We start from the raw sequence: 22,198 nt of genomic DNA on the forward strand, positions 1-22,198 counted from the left end.
CTTCTACCAATGCATCCATTGGCAATCTTATATTCCCGCATGTCATCAAGTTAGTATCGCGCCTCACTCAAGCCAACACCGACGTCGATTATAGGGAGGATCGCCGTCGATGCTGGCTTTGAGTGCATGATGGGTTTGCGGATTAACGACTAAATGAGTGCTGCAATATTTGTGTAGATCTTCGCAGCAGACATGATGTCTTCCACCTTGCAGTTTTCATCCTTCATGTGCGCATACTTTATTTCGCCCGGTCCAACACCAATAGTCGGCACCGAGAAAGGGCCATTTGTTGCGAAGCCGTTTGTAGCAAACTCCCATTTGAAAATGCTATTGGTTTCACCTGTAGTTCGCTCGATTGCCTGCTCTCCTGCTTGAACCAGAGGATGATCCGTCTTGGTTTCCCATGCAGGCAGGAACACATGCATATCAATCAATTTGCCTGTGAAGCTTTCACCGGTCGCACGATAAATTTCCCATTTTGCATCAGTGCCTTCAACGATCGCATCCATCTCCGCTCCGACAATCTCCTCGGTTTCCCCAAGAGCCAGACGGCGGTCAAGATAGATCGTACATTGGTCTGGAATGGCATTTAGCGATGCAGTACGCGCGTCAATATTGGAAACAACGACAGACCCTTTTTCTCCTGTCAGCAAATCGAATTTGCCTTGCTGTGCTTCAACGCGTTTGAGAACCTCTGCCATTTTATAAATAGCATTCACGCCGTTGTGGGGCGCAGACCCATGGGCAGACTTGCCAGTTGTGCGAATGGTGTACATAGACCGTCCACGGTGGCCAACAGCAAGCTTTAGATCGCTCGGCTCACCAATAATGGCAAAATCTGCTTCAATTCCATGTTCACGAATTGCATTTTCTAAGAAAAACCCGTCGTAATCTTCTTCACCGACGGAAGCGGAGATATAAACTGTTTTGCCTTCCAGCAAGCCAAGCTCCTTCATCGCCTGACCTGCATAAACCATTGCACAGACGGAGGATTTGGTATCCACGGTCCCGCGCCCATGCATGCATCCATCTTCGATCGTTGCACTGAAGGGAGCGTGTTTCCAATCTGCGCCATCCAACGCTTCAACAACATCAATATGCGCATCGTACAGCAGCACTGTTTTGCCGTTGCCGACACGACCCATTACGCTGCCAAAGCTGTCGACTTTAACGTCGTCATAGCCGAGAGCTTGCATCTCCTTAACAACACGGGTACTGGCTTCTTTTTCCTTAGTTGTGTAACTTTCGATCTGAATAAGATCGCTGGTAAACGCAATTAAGTCGTCTCTTTTGCTATCAAGGTATGCAGTAATTACTTCTGACATATTTCTATTCCTTTTTGCTTAGACTTCGCCATGGTGGTCGTGGTCATAGACAATGCTGTTGTGAAGCGCAGGGTCGGTATCACCTTCGGTGTTGAAGAGGAGGACGCGCGACGTGTGGTCCAGCTCAAGCGCTTTACGCAAGTCTTCACTGTGGTCACAACGCATCAAGTGATTGAGAACGCCAACGCCGATAGAACCTGACTCACCAGAAACAACTTGTGCATCATCACCTGACGGAGCAGCCAGCAAGCGAGTGCCGTATTTGGACATAGCATCTGAGCAGGAGAGGTAGCCGCTCAGTATGTGCGGTAGGATGCGATAGGCTTCTGTGTTCATTTCGCCAACAGAAAGACCTGCCATAATAGTTTCAAGATCTCCCAGAATGCGGACGGGTTCACCCTTCTTCATGGACTTGAAATAACAGTTCGCATTTTTGGCTTCCATGAGAATGATTTTCGGGCAATTCTCGGCAAGAGCATTCGCAAAGAAAGCGGCAATACCCAGTGCCATTGAACCTGCACCAGCCTGCAAAAAGATGTGAGTAGGGGCCTGTTCTCCGCCAAAGTAAAGTTGCGTCAGCGCTTCGTGGGCAATGGTCATATAGCCCTGAGAAATCCAGTTCGGAATTTCCTCGTATCCCGCCCATGCCTGATCTTGAACATGCAACAGTTTGCTATCTTTCGCCGCTGTATCAATGACAACACGCAGCGTGTCATCATAGTTCAAATCGGTGATATGGACCTCTGCACCGAGCTCACGAAGCGCGTTAACCCGTGCCAAAGCCGACCCTTTAGGCATATGAATTACAACTTTGCAGCCCAACTCTTTACCGGCCCAAGCCAACCCGCGGCCATGGTTGCCATCGGTCACAGAGACAATCGTCATCGCATCAAGCTTATCTTTGTACCGAGCTGATTTAAGATCATCAAAACTCAGGTTGTCGAAGCCTAAATCAAGATACTTGGCAATAACGTTGGCAAGACCGAAAATACCACCAACTACTTTGAATGCATTGAGTCCAAATCTCTTGGATTCATCTTTGACAAATATCGATCCAACACCGGCTTCGCAAGCCATTCTCTTAAGATTTACAAGAGGAGTTGCTTCATAGTTGGACATGGAAGCGTGAAAATGAAAAACTCTAGTCGCTACATCCTGATTAAACATTGGGTCTTGCATGACGGAGGTTTGCGGCGTGACAACAGCCTCGATGTGCTCATCAAGTGTGATTTCCAACATAGTAAACTCGTATTTGGGAGAAGAAATTTTGGAAGTGATGTAGCCACGTACTCTTGCGGCTACATCACCGGTTCTGTTGGCCTTTTTAGAACGGGCCCCAGTTGATTAGGTAGGCAACGATCAAGAAACCAGCACCAACAAGCGTCCAGGCTATAAACAATGGGAAGAAGAACTTAACCCACTTTGTCCATGGAACCTTTGCAATCGCCAGTGTTGCCATGAAGTAACCTGAGGTCGGCCATAGGATATTGGAGAAACCGTCACCAATTTGAAGTGCAAGAATGGATGTTTGACGGGTAATACCAACGATATCGGACAGTGGAGCCATGATCGGCATTGTGATCAAAGTCTTGCCGCTACCAGAGGGCATTAGGAAATTGAACAAGGTCTGGAAGACTTCCATTCCCAACGGTGCCGCTATGGTTGGCATCGAGTTCAACATTGTTCCAAGGCCGTTCACGATGGTGTCGATAACCTGAGCTTCCACCATGATCACGTTAATGGAGCGAGCCACACCAATGATCAGTGCACCCAGGAGGACATCCCGGCACCCTTCAACGAAAGAGTCACAGATCTCATCCCCAGTGAGGCCAGAAGCAACACCGGAAACAGCACCCATCAAGATGAACATAGCTGCCATCTGGGGAAGGTCCCAGCCCAGCATGAACACACCGCCGAGCAATGTGAAGAAGACAGCAACACCGGAGAATGCAGCAAGCTTTTGACGACCTGTCATATCAGTTTTGAAGTCACGAGTGGAGGTATGGGTACCTCTGCTCTTCTGATCGGCTTTATACATTGAGCTGGAGCTCGGATCCGCTTTCACGCGTTTTGCATAGCGCGCAACGAAGAAGGACCCGACGGCAACAAGTACAGCAAAGAAGATGACGCGCAACAAAGAACCGGAGTACAAAGGCAATTCAGCAATTTTCTGCGCAATAGCAACTGTGAAGGGGTTTGTAATTGCGGCTGTAAACCCGGCAGCAGAACCACAAAGTGCAACCGCACACGCCGTTATGGAGTCATATCCCAACGCCAGCATCAAAGGAAGAATAATCGGGACGTAGACCATGCACAGTTCAGGCATGCCGATAAATGTATCGATGGATGCAAACAGCAGCATAAGAACTGGAATGATGACAATGCCGCGATCAGCAAAGGCGTGAGCAATTTTATTCACGCCAACTTCAATGACACCAGTCTTGCGTAAAACAGCAAAGCCGCCGCCTACACAGAAAGTCATTACGATGATCCAACCAGATTCAACAAATCCCTTGGGAATTGCAATAAGGAAGTTCATGAAGGTGGTTGGTGTGCTTGGAATAATTGAATAGGAAGATGGATCGACCATCATCCGGCCGCCTGGCCCTGCTACGCGAACAAACTCGCCAGCGGGGAAAAAGTAGGTCGAAATACTAACTAATGCCCCAACAATTAGTAGCAATATAAATGTGTGTGGGATCTTTATAGATCTTCGTTCTTCTGTTGCGTTTTCCGCACTCACAGTAGCCTCCAGTGGCATTGTAATTTTCTGCGCGTGGCCTCTTAAAAAGCACCTGATAAGGGCGGAGCGAGTTAATTCGCCATCGCCTACATCAGATCAAATCACTTCGAAACTAGCCCGGAGTTTTCACCGAAACTGCATCAGCTATTTTCTAAGTAATTACAGATTAATGTTTTTCCCGTCTTCATTGACCACCTGCATATGAAGATACTACCCATTTCCATTGATATGGGTGCTCGCTTTTGGGGTCATTTGTGAGCGAAAAACTCATAGAAAGGGGCATCGAAGAGAAATATCATCGGTGATTATTTTGGGATCGAAACCGGATTAGTGCGAGATATCCGTAGATCCCCCACTCTATTGTGAGCCCACTTCCAGCTACCTTGGTGAGGCAGCAGAAAACAAAGGGCGCAAAATGAAGAAGAATAGTAAACTTGAGCTCGATAGTTTCGATCTTGCCATTTTGCGTATCCTGTAAAAGGACAATTCCGTTCCTCATCGCCTAATTGCAGAGATGGTGAACATATCTGCACCGTCCGTGCAGCGCCGAATTAAGAAGCTCAATGAAGCCGGCGTTATTCAGTCAAATGTTGCAGTGGTCTCTTCTCAAAGCGTCGGATATCCGTTGACCATCATCGCAACGGTTGAACTCATCACAGATGGTGTTGAAGAAATCGACGACGCGCGTAGAGCATTCCTCGAAGCACCACAAGTGCAGCAATGCTATTACGTAACTGGTCAACTTGATTTCGTGGTGGTCATGCTTGTGGCTGATATGTCCGAATACGAAGAACTGACACGTCGTCTGTTTTTCAAATATTCCAATTTACGTAAGTTCAACACCTATGTTTGTATGGACAAAGTCAAAACTGGAATGCAAGTTCCCATCTGAGTGATCCCATCTCTCTACCTGGCGCTTTTGCATAAATTCGCTTCAGGTGTATATTTCGGCTGATATTTCCTTCAGTGAAGGTTCACTTTATGCCGTTTAAAGCCAATGCTGATCGCCGACACAAGTTTACCAAAGCCAAATACAAAGTGACGAACTGGCCGGAGTATAATGAAAGCTTGCGTCGTCGCGGCGATGTCACGGATTGGATTGAAGAGCGCGTTGCCAAGACTTGGTTTGCACCTGAGAACCAATGGCGTGGACGGCCCGCCGAGTTTTCAGAGCTTGCCATTGAAACCTGTTTGGAGGTTCGGGTCGTATTCGGTCTTGCTTTGAGGCAGACTCAAGGGTTTGTGAGGTCTGTGTTCTATTTGATGGAGTTGGTTTTACCGGTTCCTGACTTTACAACCCTGTCGCGCCGCGCAGATGGCTTGAAACTTTTAAATCCCAAACCGCGAACGAACTCTGAGCCAGTAACGCTGGTAATCGATAGTGCAGGCGTTAAGATCTTTGGTGCCGGAGAATGGCAGGAAACCAAGCATGGAACCAGGATAAAGCGCAGAACTTGGCGCAAACTTCACCTTAGCCTTGATCTGAATACCGGCGAAATCGTATGTTCTGAACTGACTGAGGATACGGTTGCCGATCCAACCGCTGTGCCGGATCTGTTGGATCAGATCCAAAATACAGTTGCCACATTTCTCGGTGTGTCTGACGTCAGCATCTATGGGTCCAGATAGCCGTATTTGATAAGAGAGTGTTTTTGGCTCATCGTAACCACTGAGGAGTGGGACATGAGACAGACAACTGGAACACGCAATAGTCCTGGTGAGAAGATCATCAAGGATATTAAACGCGCCACCCGCAAACACTATTCATCCGAAGAGAAGATCAGGATCGTTCTGGATGGGCTACGTGGTGAAGACAGCATTGCTGAGCTGTGCCGTCATGAGGGTCTCTCCCAAGGTATCTATTACAAATGGTCGAAGGACTTCATGGAAGCAGGTAAACGCCGGTTGGCCGGGGACACAGCGCGTGCTGCCAGACCCAATGAGGTCAAGGATCGGCGCCGCCAAACCCGTGATCTGAAGGAGGTCGTTGCTGAGCAAACGCTTGAACTCCGGTTGCTCAAAAAAAGCATGATCGGGGATGGGGACGACCCAGAATGAGGTATGCCGCATCAGAAAAGCTTGAAATTATCCAGCTAGTTGAGAGTTCCCATTTGTCAGCGCGGCAAACACTGGCCAAGCTGGGCATTCCCCGAACCACATTTTACCGCTGGTATGACCGGTATCTGCAACGTGGTGAAGCTGGGCTGGAGGATCAATCCCCCAAGCCAAAACATGTCTGGAACCGCATCCCTGACGAAGTGAGGCGCAAGGTCGTCAAACTGGCTTTGAAGGAGACGGAGCTATCGCCTCGGGAATTGGCGGTTACGTTCACTGATCGGGAAAGGTATTTTGTATCAGAGGCTTCTGTCTACCGTGTATTGAAGGCACACGACCTGATCACCAGCCCAGCTTTCATCGTCATCAAGGCAGCGAGTGAGTTCAAAGACAAAACGACAGCCATCAATCAGCTCTGGCAGACGGACTTCACCTATCTCAAGGTTCTCGGCTGGGGTTGGTTCTATCTCAGCACGATCCTGGGGGATTACAGTCGCTATATCATTGCGTGGAAGCTCTGCACCAGCATGAGGGCTGAAGACGTCACAGATACGTTGGATCTGGCGTTGCAGGCATCAGGTTGCGATCAGGTTCACGTCGGTCACAAGCCACGTTTACTGAGCGACAACGGCTCCAGTTACGTTTCAGGCGATCTGGCTGAATGGCTGCAAGACAAGGGCATTCAGCACTCGCGTGGGGCCCCGTATCACCCCCAAACCCAAGGTAAAATCGAGCGTTGGCACCAGATCATGAAGAACCGCATCCTGCTGGGAAACTATTTCCTACCCGGTGACCTTGAAGACCAGATCGAAGCCTTCATCACTCACTACAACCACAAGCGTTACCATGAGAGTCTAAGCAAGTTCACACCCGCCGACGTCTACTTTGGGCGTGACAAAGCTATTCTGCAACAAAGGGAGAGGATCAAACGAAAAACGTTCGAGGCACGACGCTTGCATCACAGACAACACGCTGCATAATCAAACCAACCAGATAAGCCAAACTCTCGCTTAGTTTTCGCAGCTCCTGGACCCAAAAACTTTGCCGACGCACACTGGCCCGCTCATTCACCAACGCGCTGTTGACCATGCGCTTCGCCTGATTGAAGACGTCCTCGCAAAAGGTGCTGAGCTTCTTGCGGGTGGTAAGCAGCCGGAAGCCCTTTCGGATGGTAGCTTCCTAGAGCCAACCGTTTTGATGAATGTGCCGGACGATGCGGCTATCATGATTGAAGAGCCGTTTGCACCTGTAGCGCCAATCTCCACCTTTGATGATGTTGAAGACGTGATTGAACGGGCCAACAACACGCCGTTCGGCCTGGCTGCCTATGTGTTTTCTTATGACAGTGCTTTGGCGATCAAGACTGCTGAGCGATTGGAAGCAGGCATGGTTGGCATCAACGAGACCCTACTGGCAACCGTAGAAGCACCGTTTGGCGGCAACAAGGAAAGTGGCTTTGGTCGTGAAGGTGGATCGCTTGGCATCATGGATTACCTTGTTCCGAAATACACCCGCCACCTGCTAATCTCACGAGATATCTGATGAGCAAGAAAGTACATGGGCTGGAAAACGGCCTGACAAACTACGGTGACATAGGCTTCGCCTGTTATCTACGCCGGTCCTTCGCTAAGTCCATGGGTTATACAGATGCGAGCTTGGATAAGCCCATCGTTGGCATCTGCTACACGGAAAGTGACTTCAACAACTGCCACAGGCATTTTCCTGAGATATTGGAAGTCATCAAACGCGGTGTTCTGGCATCTGGTGCGTTGCCTGTAGCGTATCCGATTATGTCTTTGGGCGAGTTGTTCCTAAGTCCGACCTCCATGGGTTATCGTAATTTGATGGCCATGGCCATTGCCGTGGAAGAGATGATTGCTGCACAGCCGATGGATTCTGTTGTGTTGTTAGGTGGATGTGACAAGACAGTGCCTGCGCTTCTTCTGGGCGCTGCATCTGCCGGCAAGCCTGCTACAATGGTTGTTGCTGGTCCAATGATGACAGGTCGCCACAAAGGTGAGTGCCTAGACGCGTGTACGGATTGCCGCCGCTTCTGGGCAAAATATCGCGCGGGCACAGTGGAAGAGCAAGAAATTAATCAGATCGAAGGGCGTTTTGCGACCACAGCAGGGACCTGTGCCGTAATGGGGACGGCAAGTTCCATAGCGGTGATCGCAGAAACGCTGGGTACGATCTTGCCGGGTTCCGCTGGCATTCCAGCTGTTCATGCAGATCGGTTGCGTAATTCAGAAGAGACCGGCGTCGTTGCCGCAAAAATGGCTCTTTCTGAAGATGCACTGACACCAGACAAAATCATGACCCGTGAAGCGGTTGAGAATTCATCGCACGTTCTGCTAGCAGTCTTCGGTTCTACAAATGCGATTATTCACCTGACGGCTGTTGCTGGTCGGTTGGGCATTGACATTTCGCTGGATCGTATGAATGAGCTGTCTGATGAAACTCCTGTGGTTGTGGATCTGAAACCAGTCGGTCAGGGCTATATGGAGGATTTCCATAGCGCTGGTGGGCTAGATGGTGTTCTTGACGCGATCAAAGAGAAAGTTCACCGCAGTCCGATCAACATTGAAGGCATAAGCCTTGGTGGCCGACTCGATGCGCCTAAAGCAGATCCGTTTGATCACAAAGTCATACGCACCGCTGATAATCCGATTGACTCGTAAGGAGGCCTGATTGCGCTCTCAGGTTCTCTGGCGCCTGAAGGAGCTATCCTGAAACGCGCTGCTGCAACGCCGGACCTGCTGGAGCATGAAGGCAGAGCTGTGGTGTTTACTTCCTTGGAAGATCTGGACATCAGTGCAGATGAGGTGATGGTGCTGCAAAATGCAGGACCGCGCAGTCCATCTGGCATGCCTGAAGCTGGCTATCTGCCAATCCCGAAAAAGCTTGCGCGTGAAGGCGTAAAGGACATGGTGCGCATTTCGGATGCCCGCATGAGCGGCACAGCATTTGGCACTATCATTTTGCAATTGACGCGGAAGCCGATCTGGGAGGGCCTCTGGCTCTCGTCCAAAATGGTGACCGTATTCGTTTGTCAGCAGAAGCAAAAAGCATCGACCTACTGATTCCAGAGGAAGAGCTCGAACGCCGCCGGACGGTCTTCGTCTCTCCAAACCCGGAACCAGATCGGGGCTATAAGCAGCTTTACCACAATACGGTTTTGCCAGCGACGAAAGGCTGTGATTTTGACTTCCTTCAGAAGACTGTTGTTATCTCTGAATAAGAATGGCGTTATGATTCCTAGCGAAAGAACGCCTCCTCCAATATCCAGCTACACTGCGATTTCCAACTCAAAGCGAGCCTGAAAGTCGCCGTCCCACCACATGGGGAAGTTGGTGCCCCATTTGTTGTTGTAGATGTTGAAACGCAGACCCTTGGAATAGCTAGAAGCTTTATGCTGGAAAGGCATAAACGGTAGGTCGGCAGGTGCAACCAAAGGCGTGTCCAGTGGGGTGATGCAGATCTCATGATCAATCTTTGCTCTTGCGGCAAAGATTGCCTGCAGCTGGCCACCGCTCATGTCCGGTAGATTATCAGCATCAATCCAGAGACCTGTTTTGAGCAACTCCCAGCTCTCCGCACCCACTGGTGCAAAGCGTAGGAAACCAGCCTCAGGCATGCGATTGGCTGCTTTGCCGTAGATACGCAAAGCAAACTGTAACTTTGCTTTGGTGGCTTCTAGAACCAGTTGAAGGGTGGAGGCTTCACCCGGCACATCATCCGGCATGGAGTAAGACAGGGTCGCTTGATCCCCGCACATGCAGGAGCCTTCAAACACAGGCGCATGCACGGCAGAGACAGCTGTTTTCGCTTTGGCCAAACCGGGTTTGATGTGATCCAGAATAGCCCATTCTTCATGATGGGTCAGATACGCATCCATGTGCGTTTTTACATCTGCAGCATCATAGGTCTCGTGAGAGAAGGAGAGGAGATTGCCATCAAGGCCAGAGATTAGCTTGCCATCGGGTGACGTGAGGTCTGTAACGGCACCGGTAGCGTCATCAATCTGAATATGCCAGCCACCTACAGTAAGGTTGCTGGTCTTTTCAAATGGTCCGGTATGGCGCGCCGGGCAAGCAATGTCTTCCATCGCGGCTTTTGCAATGGTTTGATCTGCCGCGCACAATTCAGCAACAGCAGTATCACAATAAGCGCGCTGTTCGTTCCATGAAGCTTCGGCATATTGGAAACGAGGGTCAGTTGCTCGGGCAACCTCAAAATCAGTGCGATCCCATGCTTGTTCATCTCGCAAATAAGTTTTGATATCTACGCCGCAGGTATGTTCTGCCACCATGGAAAGTTGGCGTCCAAACGCAAGCCGTTCAGGGGTGAGCTCCTCTTTATAAAAATGATCATAAACACGCTGTAAGCTTCGGAAACGTGATGATTTTATCGGGTCCGTCGCACTGCCGTGAATCCAGCTGTCACCAATTTCCTGCGTGATGATTGGGAATTTCCCCCGGTGTGGCCAAAGGATTTCCGCAAATTCATCCAGTGTAGCGGCACGGATCTTGTGCTCAGGGTACTCTCGTTCCATGGCCCGGTAGACATTCACTGTCTGGCCAATATTTTGCGGGCCAATGTTGTCTTCTGTATGTGCAAAACTCAAGCCATCTGGGATGCCGGGAATGAACTGAGTTGCACCATAGGAGTTTTGGTAGAGAACCAGAATTTCCTCACCAGTTGGTGCACGCCATCGGAAGATTTCAGGCAAGTCAGGCCTAGGAGATGCAGTGTTGACGCCCAGATGTAGGAACTTTAATCCGGCCTTCGCCATCAATGGTACAATGCCAAGAGTGTGGCCTGGGACATCCGTCATTTTGGCCGCAATGGATTTAACGCCAAAACGCTCATCCAGCTCTCGGGAGTAAGATAAACCGGCCTCAAACAGAGCAGGAGACATCAACTCGGAATGGGTTGTAAACGGAAGGCCATGCCATCGGATAAGCCCACGCTCAATCCCTGTTTCCAAACGCTGTACATCTTTTGGAGAGGCGTCCTTGAGATAATCCCAAATCAGCCACGCACCAGTCGTCCATCGGAATTTTGGCTCCTCCGGGTTCTCGAAGTAAAAATGCTCCGCGCTGTCGAGAGCTTGTGGCAAAAAGTACTTGTGATAGCGTTTCCGAACTTTCTCAGCATGGTCGGTAAAGCCGATATCTAGATGCGTTTTGAAAACCAGATGAATAGTAGGAGAGGACATATTGTTTTGCTTTATTATGAGCCAACTGTGCCACGCACAATGAGCCGCGTTTCTAGCGTTTCTACCATTGCGGGGGCAGTTGGGTTTTTCAGGCGGCGCAAAATGAGCCGCACCAATGCACGAACGCGGTCGTCCAGGTCAATTTTTACGGTGGTCAGGTTGTAGCTAAGCCATCCAGCCTGTGCGATATCATCAAAGCCGACAACTTTGACATCTTCAGGGATACGCAGGCCCAATTTGAAGCGCAAGGCATCAATCACACCAAAAGCGCCTACGTCATTGGCGGAGAAAATACCGTCTACGCCTTCTCCCATTTTGAAGAGGTCCAGCGTCGAGGTAAGGGCAGTCTCATAGGTAAAGTCGCCCGCAATAATGACAGGGTCAGGTAGGCCGCGATCTTTAAGAATTTGGCGAAGAGCTCGTTCACGCTCTATATTCGCCAAGGATGTTTTCGCTCCGCCAAGGTAAGCGAATTTGGTGCACCCGTAAGCTTGCATCAGAGCGACTGCTTGTCCAATCCCTGTCTGTTGGTTCACATCCAGACGGTCAAAAACCGCTGTTGACCCTGACGCAATAGGGGAAACCCCATTTTGCGGGTAAGTCACATAAATTGGAACTGCCCGGTCCAGAGCATTCGCGAGCGTTTCAGGCCCGATGTTTTCCGCAAAGGCAATGATACTGTCGAGATTAAACCCCTTCATATAGGTGAGTAATCGTTCGTCCATGCTTTGGTCTGTACGGGTTTTGAAAAGGAGGGTTGCAAATCCTTCAGTTTGCAGCGCCGTGGTCAAGGCGTCAATTTCCTGCGATTCCCATGGGCTGCATACATCCGGCACGATCACTCCAACGAGATGAGAGCGACGGGTTACAAGAGCCCGTGCGGCCATGTCCGGTGTATAACCAACATCTTTCGAAATTTTGAGAATTAGGTCACGCTTTTCTTTCTTCAAAGAGGCGTGCGGATTAAAGGCTCGGGAGACCGCAACACGAGAAACGCCTGCCATCTTTGCAACCGTATCCGCCGTCGCGCGTTCCGGACGTTTTATCTCTTTCATGTTCAATCCGTCAGACACTCAAATTACTCATATTTTGAAAACGTGTTCACTATTTAATGCCGTATATAGCCCTAGTTTGTCAATCGCACAAACAGCTCAAATGACGATTATATTGCAGAATACAGCCGTTACCATAATATATCTTTCAAGGCAGAATGTAGATTTCCACTTGATTTTATCGTTCAGTTTGACGAATAATGAAAACGTGTTCACTTTTATAAAGCTGATCGGCGTTTCTCTTGATTGGCGATATGGCACACCAACACAGGATGCCCTGGGGGGATAATTTTGATGAATAAATTGCGTAGTTATGCATTAGGCCTTGTAGCCGCCACAGCACTTGCTGGGCCTGCGATGGCAACAGAAATCACCATCACCTGCCGCTGTGTGGAAGGCGGCGTCAACAGCACGGCTGCTGTCTGGTTGAAGACCAGTGTGATTCCTGAATTTGAAAACAGAATGAAGGCAACAGGCAAGGATGTTACTGTTAACTTCAAGGAATTCGCAGGTAAGGATGAGCAGCTGACACAGCAGCTCGCATTGGATTTTTCAACTGGCGCTGGCGCAGACATATCGTCTTTCGACGGCTTCCTCATCCCAAACTTCGTAGATGCAGGTCTGCTGAAGCCATTGGATGAAGTTGCCGGCGAAGAAGTGAATCAGTGGGAAGGCTGGTCTCACATTTCTGAAGGCTCCAAACAGCTGATGTCCTACGGCGGCAAGGCCTATGGTGTTGCTCTTGGTACAGACAGCCGCATGATCTTTGTGCGCAAAGACATCTTCGCAAAGGCTGGTATCGATGCTGATGCTTGGCAGCCAACATCCTGGAAAGACGTTCTGGATGCTGCGCGCGCCATCAAAAAAGTAATGCCAAAGTCTGCTCCAATACAGCTGAATGCTGGTGTTTCCATGGGCGAAGCAACCACCATGCAGGGCTACTGGATGGCAATTTTGGGCACCGGCGAAGGTATGCTGGACGAAAATGGCAAGTGGATCGTGTCCTCACAAGGGATTCTTGATACGCTGAACCTTTACAAAACCATCTATGTTGATGAGAAGCTCGGCGACAAACGTGCGCAGCTGCTCGGCGATGGCCGGAACCGTACCTTCGCAAACTTCCGCGATGGTAAAACAGCTATGCTGGTGGAAGGGGATTGGTTCTACCGCTCTGTGACCAAGCCTGGCGCCGAGTTCGAAGTTAAAGACCGTGACGTAAACATGACCTGGAAAAAGATGCCAGCGCAGGCACCAGGCAAAGGCTTCCGCGGTCAGGATTTTGTGACCATGTCTGGCGGGACTGGTTTCGTGATCAATCCAAACTCCAAAGCACCAAAAGAATCATGGGCACTGTTGTCCTACATGAACTCCAAGGAGCAGCTGGATGCGTTCCAGGCAATCAACCCACGCGTTCGTATTCGTGATGATGTCTGGATCCCGAACTCTGACTTCCTGACAGAAACATCCCAGACGCTTCTGCCACTGACCACAGCACGTCCAAACAACGCATATTACAACAAAGTGTCCGTTGCTGTTCAGCGCATGACTGAAGCCGTTGTTTCCGGCGAACAGACAGCTGATGAAGCTATGGCTCAATACAAAGCCGATGTCACCGCGATCGTTGGTGAAGAAAATACCGTAAGCAAATAAGCGCTTATTCAAACTCCGGGGCGGGGCGCGCAACCTTTCGCGCCCTCATCCTCTCCCTGATCTTTTGATCCAATAATCTCCCTTCGCGGGAAGGTGTAATTTGAAGAACTTCTCATTGTTGTCTGCGCGTGCGGGAGCGCTGTTTTTCTCCCCTGCGGCAGCTCTTGTCGGCGCATTTGTGATCGTCCCATTCTTCTGGGTGATCTTCGTCTCCTTCACCAACAGAACCTTGCTTGGAAAAACAGCTCTCAACCCTGAGTTTGTCGGGTTTGATAACTACGTCTCCTTGTTCAACATGAGCACGTTCTTCACACGGGGCCAGTTTGGTTTCTCGCTCATTCTCACCATCCAATTCGTGTTGCTCTCCGCATTGGTGGGGCAGGCACTGCTGGGTATGATCCTGGCATGGCTGTTACAATCAACGCCGAAATACGTGAAAATCTTCTCAGAATCTGCCGTGATTGTTGCGTGGATCCTGCCGGAAGTTGTCATCGGCTTTGCATGGTTTGCGTTCCTTGATTACGACAATGGCACACTCAATATGCTGCTGACGTCGATTGGGTTGGAGCCGGGAGACTGGCTGCTGGACAATCCATTCTGGGTCATCGTGTTCTTCAACACATGGCGCGGCGCCGCATTCTCCATGATGCTGTTCAACTCAGCGTTCTCATCGATCCCGCCAAGCTATTTTCAAGCGGCTGATGTTGCTGGCGCGACATCCTTCCAAAAGTTCAGGGATATCGCTCTGCCGCTCATCAAAGGGCACGTGGTCACAGACTTGATCCTCATCACCATGTGGACCTTCAACGTCTTCACGCCATTCCTGCTGACAAACGGCGGACCGTCCTACCGCACGGAATTGCTCTCCATCTACACCTACCGCGTCGCGTTTAAAGACTTCGAATTCGGTAAGGGCGCAGCCGTGGGCGTCGTGATCATGCTCATCAATCTGGCATTTGCTCTGATTTATCTGCGCATCGCAAAACAGAAAAACCAAGAGGTAGCCGAATGACCCTCTCTTTCCAACAAATTCTGTCCCGCATTAGTTTTTCCGTTCTCGCAGCGCTGATCGGCATTTCATTTGCTCTGCCGCTCATCTGGTTCCTGTTTGCTCCGTTCAACGCGCGTGCTGAACTCGGACTGGAGATCCCAAGCCCCTTTACGCTGAAGAACTTCTACACCGTGTTCGATAACGCCTTTGCCATGCGCGGATTGCTAAACTCGTTCATTCAAAGCATTGGTGGTGTGATCCTTGTCGGCTTTGCCGCAACTCTTGCAGCCTACGCCCTTTCACGCTCCGATATTCCGGGCAAGAAGAGCATCACCTATCTCTTGCTGCTGTTCTCTTCTGTTGTGTCCGGCAGTGCCGCGATGGTTCCGATCTTCCTGATCGTCTCCAAACTTGGCCTCATCGACACACATGTTGCGGTGATTCTCGTGTTTGCTGGTGGCCTTCTGCCCACGGCGATGTTCATCCTGCGTGACTTTATCGACGGTATTCCCAAATCCTATGAGGAAAGCGCCATGGTCGCCGGAGCATCCTCCATGCAGGCGTTCCGTGATGTGGCCTTGCCTGTCATCCGTCCAGGTATCGTCGTTGTGGTGGTTTGGGCCTTCGTGAACATCTGGGGCAGCTTCCTGATCCCGTTTATTCTGCTGCGCTCCGACGAGTTGATGCCTGTATCCGTCGCTATTTACTCGTTCTACTCTGAGGCAGGAACACCGATTGTTACACTGCTTGCAGCTTACGCGCTAATCTACTCGTTCCCTGTCATCTCTCTCTATCTGTTCGTAAACTGGAAGTTTGGTTTCCGGTTCTTCGGCGGCATTAAAGCATAATCGGAAGAATAAAAATGGCTTCTATCGCATTCCAAAACGTCACCAAATCTTTCGGCAAATTTAATGCAGTCTCCAATGCCAGCTTTGAAATTGGCGACGGTGAGTTCATCTGTCTTCTCGGCCCATCCGGGTGTGGTAAAACCACCAGCCTGCGTATGATTGCTGGCTTGGAGACACCAACCGCTGGTCGCATCTACATTGGTGATAGGGACGTTACAGCCCTGCATCCGCGTGACCGTAAGATCTCCATGGTGTTTCAAGATTATGCGCTCTACCCGCATATGAACATCAGCCAGAACATCGCCTATCCGCTGAAAGTCCGCGGTGAAAATGAGGCAACACGCGGGGAGCGTGCGCAAGAAGTTGCCGACGTTTTGAAGATCGGTCATCTGTTGGAACGTCTACCGGCCCAGATTTCCGGCGGTCAGCAGCAGCGGACCTCTCTGGCCCGTGCATTGGTAAACCCAAGTCAGGTCTATCTGTTTGATGAACCGCTTTCCAACCTCGACGCCAAGCTGCGTTTAGAAGCACGCGGTTTCCTGCATCACCTGCAAAACAGCATGGGTATGACCTCCGTTTATGTTACGCACGATCAGGCTGAAGCCATGGCGCTGGCCACCCGTGTTGCGGTCATGGATCAGGGGCAAATCGTTCAGTTTGCAACCCCAATGGAAATCTACCGCAAACCAGCAACCACCTTTGTGGCAAATTTCGTTGGCAACCCACCTATGAACCTGCTGCCTATCGAAGCAATGGTGGAAGATGGCACACTGAAGATGAAAGCCGAAGGGTTGGATGTGGTTGCTCTGCCAATGCAGGCATCGTTTGCAGAGGCTGTCTCAATCAACAAATCCATTACCCTTGGTGTTCGTCCCGAGCATTTGCTTGCCACTCAGGCCGGCGAGAACACCGTTCGCGGTAAGCTGTTTGCCAACGAGAACATGGGCGCAGAAAAGCTTGTGACCATTGAGCGCCCGGACGCAGCCCGGTTCACCGCTCGTATCTTCACCGATGACGATATTATCCTTTCTGAAGACGTGGCCCTTGGCTTCTCCAGCAAACACATCACTTTGTTTGGTGCAGATGGGAACCGATTGGCGCTGGACAATGAGTGAAACACTTGCCCACCGGCACTTCAAACAACATATTTCGAAGGCGGATCAGGTCTCTGATCCGTACTTCTATCTGGATTTTGAGGTGCCTGAAGGCACAACACGTTTCGACGTGTCGCTAGACTATATCCCTGCCAAAGATTGCATCATCGATCTTGGATGCCTTGACCCTGAGATTACGGAGTTTCCGGCAATCTCAGGGTTTCGCGGCTGGAGCGGGGGCGCCCGCAACAGCTTCTTTATCGCCCTGGATGATGCCACCCCGGGATACGTCCATGGTGATATTCCGGCCGGTACCTGGAAGATCATCCTCGGGCTCTACAAAATCCCGATGACTGGCGCGGATGTGAAACTTTCAATCACGTTCGATCAATCGCCAAGGAACGTTGCTCCGCAGCCCGTGACGCCAACCCCCGTGAGAGCGGGAGAAGGCTGGTACAAAGGTGATCTGCACTGCCACACCTTCCATTCTGATGCACGCGGCGCACCTGAGTTGCTCCATGCAGCGGCGAAACAGGCAGGTCTGGATTTTCTGGCAATTTCAGACCACAACACCACCACGCAGCGCCGGTATTTCCATCCTCATTCCTGCGAGGAACTCGTGTTTGTGCGAGGAATGGAAGTTACAACCGCGGTTGGTCATGCAAATGTATTCGGCATTGATGATTGGCTGGATTTTCGCATGACGAAGCCAGACCATTCCCATGTGGTCGCACAAGCTGCCCATGATCGCGGCGGCCTGTTCTCAATCAACCACGATAAACCGCCCATCGACTGGACTTATGAGCTGCCTGAGACCGATTGCATGGAAGTCTGGCAATCTGCATGGCTCATGTACAATTGGGTCTCGCTGGCACGTTACCAAAAACACTTGTGTGATGGACATCAGATCTCGGTGATTGGCGGAAGTGATTATCACCAACCAGACCAATTGATGCCGGAAGGTCCTCTGGTTTTGGCCCGTCCAACAACCGTGCTCTGGCTGAACGAATTGAGCGAAAAAGCGATTCTAGCTGCAATGAAATCAGGCCGCGGATATGTAACCGAAGGCCCGAATGGTCCGCACTTCTCACTCACCAGCGGACTGGCCACTATGGGGGAGAGTGTTCAAGCTGATACCTGTCGTTTCTCGGTGCATGTGAAATGCGCAAAGGGCGACTTGTTACGCTGGATTGATGCGAGGGGACTGCGCAAACAGGTCCTAATTCCCTACGATGAGATGCAGCTGATCTTCGAAGAAACAGCACATATATTCCTGAGGGTAGAGATCGTTGCCCGCAAAACCCACGCAGCCCTGCTTGCTGAGTTTTTGGCCGAGTTTAAAAACAGAAAACTTCCGCTTGGCCTAATGGAAGAAGAGATATTGGAACAGCCCATCATCAGGGCTCTTTCCAATCCAATTTATATAAAAACGGAATAGGACAGCACGGCATGTTAATTGGGAATGCACCGTGTTCATGGGGTGTTTGTTACCCCACTGGAAACATTTACTCACCGGAACAATATCTGGATCAGCTCGCATCTGCCGGGTACAAGGGCACCGAGCTTGGCCCGCTCGGGTATATGCCAACAGATGTTGACCGCCTCAAGAACATGCTCGTGCCTCATAACCTCACGCTTATCGGGGCAACGCACGTTCACACCTTCTCGCAGGCAGAGACAAACGTCCAGTTTCACAAAGACATGCGCGCACAAGGAGAGGTATTATCCGCTCTTGGTGCCAGGCATCTGGTGGTTATGGACGAAAGCAATGTTTATCCAGCTGACCAGTTGGGCGTCCTATCTCACGATGCAGTGCAGCAGATGTACAAAGACCTTTCAAAAGCTCACACAATGCTGGCAAATGAGTTTGGTATAGCATTGAGCTTCCACCCGCATATTGGCACCTGCATAGAGCTTGAAGCGCAGATTGACGCGCTCTTGTCTGAGACCCCTTTGAACCTGTGCCTCGATACCGGTCATTATGCATTTTGGGGGCAAGATCCACTCACCTATATGAGGCGCAACTGGGATCGCATCGATTACATGCATCTCAAAAATGTCGATGCATCCGTCCGAACGCGTGTTCTCAGAGGAGACCTCTCAGTGCAAGACGCCTTGGGAGCAGGGGTCATGTGCCCGCTTCAAGAGGGTGTTGTCGACATTGCGCAAATTATGGAGTTTCTCCGGGCTAATGAATTTCAGGGGCCTGTTGTTGTTGAACAGGATATTGCCGAAAATGCAATTGAAACACCGTTGGAACTGGCCTGTCGAAACTTCTCTTACATCGCTGGAATGGCAGAAGCCTAAGGAAAAACAATGACACTGTCTGTCGGAATTATCGGGCTGGGCGAAGTTGCTCAATTGATGCACTTGCCTCTGCTCTTTGATGATCAACGCTTCAAGGTCGAGGCGATCAGCGATGTTTCTAAGGAGCTGATGGACTACATCGGCACGCGTTACGGAGTTGAAAAGCGATACGCCTCTGCGTCAGAGTTGACTATGGACCCGAGCTTGGATGCAGTGTTCATTCTCACGCCCGACCACCTTCATGCAGATCTGCTTTCTGTGGCCATGGCAGCAGACAAACACGTTTTCATCGAGAAGCCCGTGTGCTTGAACAAGCACCAGATTCCGGCCCTTCTGGAACAGCAAAAACAATGTTCCATTGTGGTTTTCGTTGGGTATATGCGGCGCTATTCCCGCAGCTTCCTCGCTCTGAAGGAGCGCATGCCAGACCTCGATAGAATCCGGCATGTCCGTATCCGCGATATCATTTGCGAAGCGCCCTACTTCACGCGCCAGACCCGCCCAGTCCATCGCGGCAATGATGTTCCAGCTGATATCATCAAAGAGGGACAGGCTCGCACAACCGCCATGCTCCGCGAGATCATGGGTGATGCAGACCAGGATCAACTCCGAGCTTATCAGGTGCTCACAGGCCTTTCCTCTCACAGCTTCTCTGCCATGCGCGAACTGCTCGGCATGCCAAAGAAGGTAAGTTACGCAGAGCAGCATGGCGGCGAGATTGTTCTGGTGCTGTTCGACTACGGTCACTTCACGGCGCTGTATGAAGCAGTCATCTCGGATAATGCTGAATTTGATGCAGGCATCGAGGTGCTGACGCAAAATGAACGCTATAAAATCACCTACGACACGCCGTATATTCGCAACCTGCCAACACAGTTGAGCATCACTCGTTCGACCGATGAACAGACCACCACAGAGATCATCGGCCCCTCTTATGAAGACCCATTCCGCATCGAGCTGGACGCCTTCTACAAAGCTATAGTGAATGGAGATTTTCACAAAACAACGCTCACCGACGCAGCAAATGACTTAAACCTCTTTGCAGAAGTTGGGGAGATGTTTTGAGTAATAGATAGTGGAATGCTCCAGAAATATTGAATTCTAACGTCTAGTATTAGAAGGTAGTCTATGGGAATAATATTGAGGTTCCGAAATCGTTTTGTATCATCACAAAATCATCTGCTCTAACAACACCCTAATCTGGCATGTTGCGGTGCAGCGCCACCTTTCGTTCCCGCTAGGTGCGAACCGCGAACCCAAAGTGCGAACCCAAAATTTCTGCCTGTAACTGGTGATCTGGTGCGCAAAGCCCCACCGCATACGATTAGCGCCCGGAAGGACCCAAAAACGGGGGTAGGGGATGCATGGTATGGGATTGTGCGGGTGGTTTGGCGCGGATTGACTTGGACTGGATGTAGCCGTCGCAGCTCCACTGAGCATAGCGGCAATGTGCCTGAAACCGCCCGATTTTGTCGCGCCAATAGTTCGGGGTGATTTGTAGGGGGAGGCGGCACAAAGCAGCTGAACCCAGCCCAAAGTGGATGTGAGACGACGCTAGCCAGAAACAGACGGCACCAGCAGATAAGGCACCTCTTGTTATTAAGGGTGCGCCGCCCACACTCAAGGTGCGCCTTGCCCCTGTAAATCCTAGGGTATGATAGCCCAAAGCCCTAGATTGAGCGGGTCGCTATGGCATTCCACGGTACTCAAATAAGCATGACTAGCTCATGTGTAGGAGGCACAAGATACCAGGAGGAGCAAGCGCCATACACGTCAATTACATCTACACAGAACACCCCCAATGGGGCTCAGAAATTCTGCAATACACCAACGAAGAAATGCGCGAGATTTTTGGCGACGAGCATGCTGAGGAACTCTGGGCCGGCAAGATCATCCTGCATAAGGGCGGTGCCTACCTGGACATGCTCAGCGCCGCCAGAGACAAGCTGGCAGCAGAAATCGAAGCCTAAACCACACAAAACTGCGAAGAAGACGAGCCCCGCCACTTGCGCGGGGTAGAGGTCGTGAAAGACGGGCAAGGTGCCTGTCCCTAACGGAGGAAGGGCTTGTGAGGACCAGCACCATCAGAATTGCAGCACACCAGCTAACCAAGAGCGGGGTTTGACGAAAACAGGCCCTATAAGGCCTGCGATCCAATCGCAAGAGAACTCGAAGACAAGGCTGCGATCAAGGCTCGCGTGAACGCAGACAGCATGACGCTAACAATAGAAGTGAATACCGACCAGCTCCTCGACGCAGCAACGACATTGCGAGAGCTTGGGCTGATTTGAACCAACTGGATGTCAGGATATGGACTGTAACCCCGCCCCAGGCGGGGTTTGCTGTTTGGCAAGATTGGTTCAGTCAGAAGATTCGTTAGTGGTAAAGGAGGCCAGTGCACCCCTTCCGGGTCTCTAGTGATGCACCTTCCCGGTCTATGGGTGAGCTTTCAAAACTCAGGTCAAAACCAAAAAGGCCTGAGAGGCACTGTGCCTCCCAAGCTAGAACATTCCAATGCTTTTTAGTCTTTTGAGACTTCCAGTGCGCAAGGTTCAAGCAGCTCGGATATCTTCTCGCTACATCCCTGCACATCTTCTATGTGATTGCGCACAGCATCAAACAGCGTCAGCAACGCTTCATATTCCTGGGTATGCTCCATGCGTTCGCTCATCACCACGCTCATGGAATAGACTAGATTTTTGAGGTGGTTGGTTGATAATCGAAGCTGATCCACTTCATTGCGAAGGGACGTATGGGCACATTTCTCTTTACCAGTTTCTGTCATTTCAAGCCCTCTACTTTGGGTGTTGAACAACCACTCAGCAGAAGGCTTCTGACGGCCCACTGGCGAGCGGGAGGTTCAGAACCTGCAAGTAGACAGGCGGGTTTATTCCCCCGCGAAGGGTATTGTA

18 protein-coding genes and 2 pseudogenes are annotated in these 22,198 nt (G+C 50.6%); 14 read left to right on the plus strand and 6 right to left on the minus strand.

Translation table 11 applies throughout. From position 1 onward, the window contains the following. Nucleotides 1-149 precede the first annotated feature (149 nt). The 3 genes from BLS62_RS05770 to BLS62_RS05780 form a co-directional block, all read right to left on the minus strand. Nucleotides 150-1,325, minus strand: a complete 1,176-nt coding sequence (locus tag BLS62_RS05770) for a YgeY family selenium metabolism-linked hydrolase (protein ID WP_093178071.1) — start codon at nucleotides 1,323-1,325, stop codon at nucleotides 150-152. A gap of 18 nt (nucleotides 1,326-1,343) precedes the next feature. After that, nucleotides 1,344-2,564: a diaminopropionate ammonia-lyase gene (locus BLS62_RS05775; protein ID WP_093178073.1), complete on the minus strand. Its 1,221-nt coding sequence runs from the start codon at nucleotides 2,562-2,564 to the stop codon at nucleotides 1,344-1,346. Nucleotides 2,565-2,649: 85 nt separating this feature from the next. Then, entirely contained in the window at nucleotides 2,650-4,068 is a 1,419-nt protein-coding gene (locus tag BLS62_RS05780; protein ID WP_200798477.1) for a YfcC family protein, read from the minus strand. A gap of 493 nt (nucleotides 4,069-4,561) precedes the next feature. Here BLS62_RS05780 and BLS62_RS32800 point away from each other — a divergent pair. The 6 genes and pseudogenes from BLS62_RS32800 to BLS62_RS05805 all read left to right on the plus strand — a co-directional run. Continuing rightward, nucleotides 4,562-4,639, plus strand: a pseudogene (locus tag BLS62_RS32800) (winged helix-turn-helix transcriptional regulator); the annotation flags it as partial. A 24-nt stretch (nucleotides 4,640-4,663) separates the two neighbouring features. Then, nucleotides 4,664-4,960, plus strand: coding sequence for an Lrp/AsnC family transcriptional regulator (locus tag BLS62_RS32805; RefSeq protein WP_348271872.1), 297 nt, complete (start codon nucleotides 4,664-4,666; stop codon nucleotides 4,958-4,960). Between the two features lie 89 nt (nucleotides 4,961-5,049). Then, the gene (locus BLS62_RS05790) at nucleotides 5,050-5,697 is read left to right on the plus strand and encodes an IS5 family transposase (protein ID WP_093178078.1); all 648 of its coding nucleotides are present in this window, start codon (nucleotides 5,050-5,052) and stop codon (nucleotides 5,695-5,697) included. Nucleotides 5,698-5,751: 54 nt separating this feature from the next. Then, a protein-coding gene (locus BLS62_RS05795) for an IS3 family transposase (RefSeq protein WP_093178081.1) occupies nucleotides 5,752-7,103 on the plus strand; the annotation gives its coding sequence in 2 pieces (ribosomal slippage) (nucleotides 5,752-6,088 and nucleotides 6,088-7,103; 1,353 coding nt in all). Nucleotides 7,104-7,164: 61 nt separating this feature from the next. Further along, a complete protein-coding gene (locus BLS62_RS05800) occupies nucleotides 7,165-7,665 on the plus strand; it encodes an aldehyde dehydrogenase family protein (RefSeq protein WP_244283532.1) in 501 nt (166 codons plus the stop codon). Continuing rightward, a pseudogene (locus BLS62_RS05805) lies at nucleotides 7,665-9,364 on the plus strand (dihydroxy-acid dehydratase). Before BLS62_RS05800 ends, BLS62_RS05805 begins: the two are co-directional and overlap by 1 nt. 48 nt (nucleotides 9,365-9,412) lie before the next feature. Here BLS62_RS05805 and BLS62_RS05810 read toward each other — a convergent pair. Then, the gene (locus BLS62_RS05810; protein WP_093178084.1) at nucleotides 9,413-11,344 is read right to left on the minus strand and encodes a DUF5054 domain-containing protein; all 1,932 of its coding nucleotides are present in this window, start codon (nucleotides 11,342-11,344) and stop codon (nucleotides 9,413-9,415) included. Between the two features lie 14 nt (nucleotides 11,345-11,358). Further along, complete coding sequence (locus BLS62_RS05815; RefSeq protein WP_093178087.1) at nucleotides 11,359-12,417, minus strand: LacI family DNA-binding transcriptional regulator; 1,059 nt, start codon at nucleotides 12,415-12,417, stop codon at nucleotides 11,359-11,361. A gap of 273 nt (nucleotides 12,418-12,690) precedes the next feature. Between BLS62_RS05815 and BLS62_RS05820 the strand changes: the two genes are divergently transcribed. The 8 genes from BLS62_RS05820 to BLS62_RS30720 all read left to right on the plus strand — a co-directional run bounded on the left by BLS62_RS05820 (nucleotide 12,691) and on the right by BLS62_RS30720 (nucleotide 21,256). Then, nucleotides 12,691-14,046, plus strand: a complete 1,356-nt coding sequence (locus BLS62_RS05820; RefSeq protein ID WP_093178089.1) for an extracellular solute-binding protein — start codon at nucleotides 12,691-12,693, stop codon at nucleotides 14,044-14,046. Between the two features lie 100 nt (nucleotides 14,047-14,146). Further along, complete coding sequence (locus BLS62_RS05825; RefSeq protein ID WP_093178091.1) at nucleotides 14,147-15,058, plus strand: carbohydrate ABC transporter permease; 912 nt, start codon at nucleotides 14,147-14,149, stop codon at nucleotides 15,056-15,058. Further along, nucleotides 15,055-15,885, plus strand: a complete 831-nt coding sequence (locus BLS62_RS05830) for a carbohydrate ABC transporter permease (protein WP_093178093.1) — start codon at nucleotides 15,055-15,057, stop codon at nucleotides 15,883-15,885. Before BLS62_RS05825 ends, BLS62_RS05830 begins: the two co-directional genes overlap by 4 nt. A gap of 14 nt (nucleotides 15,886-15,899) precedes the next feature. Beyond that, nucleotides 15,900-17,000: an ABC transporter ATP-binding protein gene (locus BLS62_RS05835; RefSeq protein ID WP_093178096.1), complete on the plus strand. Its 1,101-nt coding sequence runs from the start codon at nucleotides 15,900-15,902 to the stop codon at nucleotides 16,998-17,000. Then, a complete protein-coding gene (locus tag BLS62_RS05840) occupies nucleotides 16,993-18,417 on the plus strand; it encodes a CehA/McbA family metallohydrolase (protein ID WP_093178099.1) in 1,425 nt (474 codons plus the stop codon). The genes BLS62_RS05835 and BLS62_RS05840 overlap by 8 nt, the downstream gene beginning before the upstream one ends. 11 nt (nucleotides 18,418-18,428) lie before the next feature. Then, on the plus strand, nucleotides 18,429-19,286 hold the full coding sequence (locus tag BLS62_RS05845) for a sugar phosphate isomerase/epimerase family protein (RefSeq protein WP_093178101.1): 858 nt from the start codon (nucleotides 18,429-18,431) through the stop codon (nucleotides 19,284-19,286). Between the two features lie 9 nt (nucleotides 19,287-19,295). Beyond that, entirely contained in the window at nucleotides 19,296-20,351 is a 1,056-nt protein-coding gene (locus BLS62_RS05850) for a Gfo/Idh/MocA family protein (protein WP_093178103.1), read from the plus strand. A 662-nt stretch (nucleotides 20,352-21,013) separates the two neighbouring features. Next, on the plus strand, nucleotides 21,014-21,256 hold the full coding sequence (locus tag BLS62_RS30720; RefSeq protein WP_143521525.1) for a hypothetical protein: 243 nt from the start codon (nucleotides 21,014-21,016) through the stop codon (nucleotides 21,254-21,256). Nucleotides 21,257-21,807: 551 nt separating this feature from the next. On the opposite strand, the gene BLS62_RS05855 is transcribed toward BLS62_RS30720, so the two are convergent. Then, nucleotides 21,808-22,071 carry a hypothetical protein gene (locus BLS62_RS05855; RefSeq protein WP_093178106.1) on the minus strand — a complete coding sequence of 88 codons (264 nt, stop codon included), beginning with the start codon at nucleotides 22,069-22,071 and terminating at the stop codon, nucleotides 21,808-21,810. Nucleotides 22,072-22,198 lie beyond the last annotated feature (127 nt).

It is taken from the genome of Pseudovibrio sp. Tun.PSC04-5.I4 (assembly GCF_900104145.1).
Lineage (GTDB): Bacteria > Pseudomonadota > Alphaproteobacteria > Rhizobiales > Stappiaceae > Pseudovibrio.